Annotated in this window: 7 protein-coding genes; 5 read left to right on the forward strand and 2 right to left on the reverse strand. The window is 33.8% G+C overall.

The genetic code is table 11. The features are described from left to right. Positions 1–42: 42 nt before the first annotated feature. Positions 43–510 carry a MarR family winged helix-turn-helix transcriptional regulator gene (locus JZO69_RS16390; protein WP_207113883.1) on the reverse strand — a complete coding sequence of 156 codons (468 nt, stop codon included), beginning with the start codon at positions 508–510 and terminating at the stop codon, positions 43–45. Positions 511–642: 132 nt separating this feature from the next. Here JZO69_RS16390 and JZO69_RS16395 point away from each other — a divergent pair, with 132 nt between their 5' ends. Together JZO69_RS16395 and JZO69_RS16400 are read left to right on the forward strand one after the other, a co-directional pair. Then, positions 643–1,083, forward strand: coding sequence for a flavodoxin domain-containing protein (locus JZO69_RS16395; RefSeq protein ID WP_207113884.1), 441 nt, complete (start codon positions 643–645; stop codon positions 1,081–1,083). A 120-nt stretch (positions 1,084–1,203) separates the two neighbouring features. Continuing rightward, the gene (locus JZO69_RS16400) at positions 1,204–2,331 is read left to right on the forward strand and encodes an N-acetyldiaminopimelate deacetylase (protein ID WP_430733264.1); all 1,128 of its coding nucleotides are present in this window, start codon (positions 1,204–1,206) and stop codon (positions 2,329–2,331) included. 105 nt (positions 2,332–2,436) lie between these two features. Here the strand turns inward: JZO69_RS16400 and JZO69_RS16405 are convergent, their stop codons facing one another. Beyond that, positions 2,437–3,369 carry a mechanosensitive ion channel family protein gene (locus JZO69_RS16405; protein WP_207113889.1) on the reverse strand — a complete coding sequence of 311 codons (933 nt, stop codon included), beginning with the start codon at positions 3,367–3,369 and terminating at the stop codon, positions 2,437–2,439. Between the two features lie 50 nt (positions 3,370–3,419). Between JZO69_RS16405 and JZO69_RS16410 the strand changes: the two genes are divergently transcribed. From JZO69_RS16410 to JZO69_RS16420, 3 genes are all read left to right on the forward strand, one after another. Further along, positions 3,420–4,550 (forward strand): branched-chain amino acid aminotransferase, encoded by a 1,131-nt coding sequence (locus JZO69_RS16410; protein WP_277989644.1) that lies wholly within the window; start codon positions 3,420–3,422, stop codon positions 4,548–4,550. Between the two features lie 173 nt (positions 4,551–4,723). After that, positions 4,724–5,416 (forward strand): membrane lipoprotein lipid attachment site-containing protein, encoded by a 693-nt coding sequence (locus JZO69_RS16415; RefSeq protein ID WP_207113886.1) that lies wholly within the window; start codon positions 4,724–4,726, stop codon positions 5,414–5,416. A gap of 38 nt (positions 5,417–5,454) precedes the next feature. Next, a complete protein-coding gene (locus tag JZO69_RS16420; RefSeq protein WP_207113887.1) occupies positions 5,455–5,676 on the forward strand; it encodes a hypothetical protein in 222 nt (73 codons plus the stop codon). The last annotated feature ends 366 nt before the right edge of the window (positions 5,677–6,042 follow it).

Genomic DNA, 6,042 nt, shown 5'->3' on the forward strand with positions numbered 1-6,042 from the left:
GTTATGCCATAATCACTTTTTCTATACAAAAAAGCATTTTGATTATTTATTTTGTAACTGTTCATCTAAAACTAATACAGCTTTTTCTAAAAAATGATTAATATTTTCTAGCTCTTTTTCAGAATATTCCTGAGCTAAGGCATTCATAGCTGAATCTAACGGCATATAGGCTTTTTGAATTTCTTCTTTATCTTCATAAGTAGGTACAATAATTACTCGTCTACGGTCATTTGGGTCTTTTTCTCGGCGAGCATAACCGTTTTTTTCCAAACGATCGATCAAAGCAGTGATCGTTCCAGTTGATAAACCTGTATGTTCAGCTAATTCACCAGCTGTCAGGGGACCTAATTCATTCAATAAATCAATAGAGATAAAGTCATTTGGTGATATTCCCAACGAATGAACAATTGCTTGCTGATGTAAGATCGATCGTGAGCCAAAACCTCGTAATAAGGAGGTGAGTTGTTGTGCTGCTGGTGAGCTATTTGAATTGGTTTGATTGTTTGACAAATGTGTTCCCTCGCTTTATTCTTAAAATATCTCGTTAAACGAGATTCTTTTTTATCAAAATATATTTTTATGAATTACATCATAGCAAGCACAACGTAATATGTAAAGCAAAGAAAGAATCGAGGATAAAAAATGAAAACATTGATTATTTACGGAACAAAATCTGGTGCATCGAGAGAATGCGCTGAACTTCTAGAAAAAAAAATCATCGATTCTGTGATCATAAACATCGACCAAGAAGTACCAGATTTAGAAAATTTTACCCATATCATCGTTGGTGCAGGTGTTCGTAATGATAAAATGTATAAACCGATTAGAGACTTTTTGAAAAAGAATCAACCGATTCTAATGACCAAAATCTGTGCGTGTTTTTTATGTAATTCTAAGCCAAAAACAACTGATGATGTAATCAAAGACAGTATTCCAGAAGAGATTAGAAAGCATGCGATCGATATTGTTTCCTTTGGTGGATATAAACCATCTTGGGTTCCTGTGAGTGAGAAAAATAAGTTAAAAGGAATCGATTTGGAAAAACTCACTGTATTTGCTACAACCTTTTCACAGTATTTGTAATGCGTCAATTTTACTTAACTTGTTTAATAAATGTCATGGTTTTTCTTAACGATAGATTGACAGAATAATTTTTTTATAGAACAATAAGTTATAGGAAAATAGAAAAGAGGCAGATGAATAGTGATCCAAGAACAATTGATAGAGATTCGTAGACAGTTACATCAGATACCTGAAATTGGTTTGGAAGAAGTAAAGACACAAAAATTATTATTAGAGATTATCAAGTCGATAACTAAAGATTATATGGAAATTAAAACTTGGCAGACAGGAATTTTAATTTTTGTTCACGGAAGTGTGCCTGAAAAAACAATTGGTTGGCGTGCAGATATAGATGGTTTGCCTATCACAGAAGAAGTTGACTCAGATTTTACATCAATTCATATGGGTAAAATGCATGCATGCGGTCATGACTTTCATATGACGATTGCTTTGGGTTTATTAGAACAATTAACGATAGAACAACCTAAAAATAATTATTTATTTCTTTTTCAACCGGCTGAAGAAAATGAAGCTGGGGGAATGTTGATGTATGAAGCTGGTGCCTTTGGATCTTGGCTGCCAGATGAATTTTATGGACTCCATGTTAATCCAGATTTACCAGTTGGCACGATTGCAACGAGAGTCGGCACACTATTTGCGGCTACTTGTGAGGTTCAAATCACTTTAACAGGAAAAGGTGGTCATGCGGCATTTCCTCATAATTCCAATGATATGATCGTAGCAGGGATGAGTTTGGTTCAGCAAGTTCAAACAATTGTCAGCCGTAACGTCAATCCAATTGAAGGTGCAGTTGTTACCTTTGGTACGTTCAATGCTGGTACAGCAACAAATGTAATTGCTGGTATTGCTAAAATTTCTGGAACAATTCGTACGCTTACTGAAGAGATGAACCAACTAACACAACTCAGAATCAATGAAATCTGCGAAGGAATTGCGAAGTCATTCAACTGTGAAGTGGATGTATTTTTAGACCAAAAAGGATATGTACCTGTTATCAATGATAAGGAAACCACAGAGAAATTCATGACCTTTATGAAACATACGCCAGAAGTCATATTTAAAGAGGCAGAAGTTGCAATGACAGGGGAAGACTTTGGTTATTTATTATCTAAAGTTCCAGGAACGATGTTTTGGTTAGGTGTTGATAGTCCATATGGTCTACACTCAGCAAAATTTGAACCTAAGGAAGAAGCCATTCCTTTTGCTGTAAAAAATATCAGCAAGTTTTTAAAAGCGTTGGATAAGTAAATAATTCTTGTTTTAAATTCTTTTAGATGTTAATAAACGAGAAAAAGCTGTTTTGTCCAGTTTTTTCTCGTTTAGCATATGATCAAACTATGAGTGTATGATTCTTTATTTTAAAGTGATAGGTGTATTTGGAATGGTAAAGTTCGCTTCAGATAATTTCTTAACATATTGCGCCAAGAATTCTTCTCTGATCAATGCTTGTTTGCCATTTAAAACATACATGGTCGTGCGAACAGCAAAGTTACCATTACCAAGATCAACCATTCCGAAAACGGTCGGTCCAGATTGAATACTTTCTTCATATTTTTCTTTTAATTCATCATTGACTTGGGTAATTATTGTTGTGATTTGATCATATCCTTCATCTGGAACAATGCGAACATCGATCAAAACCTGCATATTTGATCTAGACAAGTTACTTATTGTTGTGATATTTCGGTTAGGAATGAAGTGAACCGTACCATCTAAGGCTTTCATTTGTGTGGTTCTAAGACCCACTGCTGTGACGGTGCCTTCAATGCCCAATGCGGTCAAGCGAATATAATCACCGACATCCATTTGTTGTTCTAGAATAATAAAGAAACCAGTAATGATATCGTTCATAAAACCTTGAGCACCTAGTCCTATCGCTACACCAGCAATTCCTGCCCCAGCAAGTAAAGATCCGACAGGCACACCGATCACTGTTAGTAGAGAATAAACAAAAAAGAAAAACAGAGTATACTGAAATGCATTATTTATCAAAGTATGTAACGTTTTTAAGCGACTCTCGCTAAATGATTGTTTTTTACTATAGTTACCGTATGTTTTATCTATCAAAGCTTTTCCGATACGATTAAGAATTACAAAAATAATCACCAAAAATAGTAAATAAATAGCTTTTTCTATCAATGTAGCAATAATCTGATCCCAATTGATTCCATTCCAAAAACGCTGGAATGCATTGAGTTTTTTTTCAGTGACGGCTTTAATATCAAGGGTAGAATCCAAGGTGCTTTCGATTGTTGTACTGGATACTGATTGTCCAAAAATAAACAAGAAAATCCCAACTTTCTTTAAAAACTTTTTGTTCATGCGTGTATTAACTAATGAGTATTCTAACATTATACTTGAATTTTAAAAAAGATGTCATTATTTATGAAAAAATATTAACGAATCCATTGGAAATATGTTACAATATTCTGAAAACAAGGAGTGATCGTATGTCAATAGATTGGGACAACTTAGGCTTTGACTATATAAAAACACCATTTCGCTATATTTCAACTTGGAAAGATGGGCAATGGGATGATGGAGAGTTAACAGAAGATAATACATTGCATATTCATGAAGGATCTGCAGCATTGCACTACGGACAACAATGCTTTGAAGGTTTAAAAGCCTATCGATGTAAGGATGGATCAATCAATCTATTTAGAGTGGATGAAAATTCTAAAAGGATGAATCGAAGTGCGAAGCGATTATTAATGGCAGAAGTACCTGAAGAAAAATTTATTCATGCTGTAGAAGAGGTTGTAAGAGCAAATGAAGCTTATGTTCCTCCTTATGGTAGTGGTGGAACTTTGTACATTCGTCCTTTACTGATAGGTGTTGGGGAAGGAATTGGGGTACATCCAGCACCAGAGTATCTATTTACTGTGTTTTGTATGCCTGTAGGGGCTTATTTCAAAGGCGGCTTAACGCCAACGAATTTTGTGGTCTCTGATTATGATCGGGCTGCACCTCAAGGGACTGGTGCAATTAAAGTGGGCGGAAATTATGCTGCTAGTTTGCTGCCAGGAGAAGAAGCAAAAGAGAAGAGCTTTTCTGATTGTATTTATCTTGATCCAGCTACGCATACAAAAATTGAAGAAGTCGGATCTGCCAATTTCTTCGGGATTACTAAAGACAATCGATTTGTGACACCGTTATCGCCTTCAATTTTACCTAGTATTACTAAATATTCGCTACTTTATTTAGCTGAGCATAACCTAGGTTTAGAAGCTGCGGAAGAAGATGTATATCTAGATTCTCTAGAGCAATTCAAAGAAGCTGGGGCTTGTGGAACGGCCGCTGTGATTTCACCTATTGGAGGCATTCAAACATATGATGAATTCCATGTGTTTTATAGTGAGACTCAAGTTGGACCAGTGACACAGAAGTTGTATGATGAACTGACTGGGATTCAGTTTGGCGATATTCCAGCACCAGACGGCTGGATTAGAAATATACGAGTGTAGAATAAAAAATAAGCTAGAAATAACTCCACGAGTTATTTCTAGCTTATTTAACGGTGAGTCTTTTACATCTCGATTTTGTATGATGAATAACTTTAGAAAAAACGTCGTATTTTAGATTTTGGTTTAGTATAATAATCAATGGAGTAAATAACTTGGGGATATGGGGAGAGAAAATGAAAAAAGCTGTTTTGGTAATTGTTTTATTATTTACATTAGCGGGTTGTAGTAAACCACTTTCAAAGGACGCTGTACTTAAGCGGATGGATGAACAGGAAAAAAAGGTAGATAGCTATTCATTGGATATGGATATCAGTGTAAATACAAGTGCATATGGTCAAAAAGATAGTTCAACTGTTGAAATGAGTACAGAAGTAGATCGTAAAAATAACAGCTATCATATTGATTTAACTAGTGCTGATGGAGATGACTTTGAATTTATTGTAACAGCTGGTAAAGCTTTCTTAGAGGATCGACCAGGAGTTTGGAAAAAAACAGCAAAAGTCGACGCCAAAGAGTTTAGCAAACAAGTAGATTATAGTGTTCCTTTAGAAATAGCAAGGTTAGTTTCTGAAGATCTTGAGATGGAAACAACCGAAGATGTGTATCATTTTAAGTATGAAGGTTATGATAAAAAATTATTTAAAATGTTAAAAAAATACTATAATGTCTCATTTACTGGCTTTGACACAAATGAGGATTTAACAATTGAGCTAGGGTTAAATGTTGATAAACAATCATTTAGTGTACAAGAAATGAAAATAAAAATCATTGGAAAAAACAATAAAGGCAAAGTTATTATCAAGATTGAGTCAGAATTAGATGATTTTAATAAAATTGAGAAGATTGAAGTGCCAGACGAAAAATAATATTTATAAACAAGAAGGAAAATGACGGAAGTTGTCCGTTGTTTTCTTTTTTTATTTACAATCGAATCAGCTTTTCATCAATACCAACATATGAACAACCATTAGAAGATTATGCGAGGTTATTAAAAGATGGATTAATTGGGAGTTCAGAGTTTTGTCAGAGTGCTTGGAAGAGTAAAACAACAAACTATCAAGAAGTGGCAACTTTTTTAACAGGAAAATATGGCACAGATAGTCAATACGCTGAGAAATTCAAATAACTAATAGATTTTTATGAATTAACTAGTTACGATAAAAGTCTTGAAGAAAATGCAGGAGTATAAGAAAGCGTAATTGGCAAAATAAACGTAAAAATACAGAAACAAAAATTTTGAAAATAAATACCAGATATAATTTGCTATTTAGAGGGATAGTAAAAAAACAAAATCCGAAACAAAGCGATGAAATCGAATTAATTGGTAATGGAATAATTTATTTTTAAAGTTGAGGAACAGATAAAAAATAATATATTGAATAGCAAGAAGATTTATACGATTTTATTCTTTTTGTTTTAACTATATTAATTTATGTAAATAAATAAGGGCTGTTGTGGTATAATAATATGTAAATAACTATAAATTATTTGG

Origin of the sequence: Candidatus Enterococcus ikei (genome assembly GCF_017316105.1) — a bacterium.
Classification (GTDB): Bacteria; Bacillota; Bacilli; order Lactobacillales; family Enterococcaceae; genus Enterococcus_L; species Enterococcus_L ikei.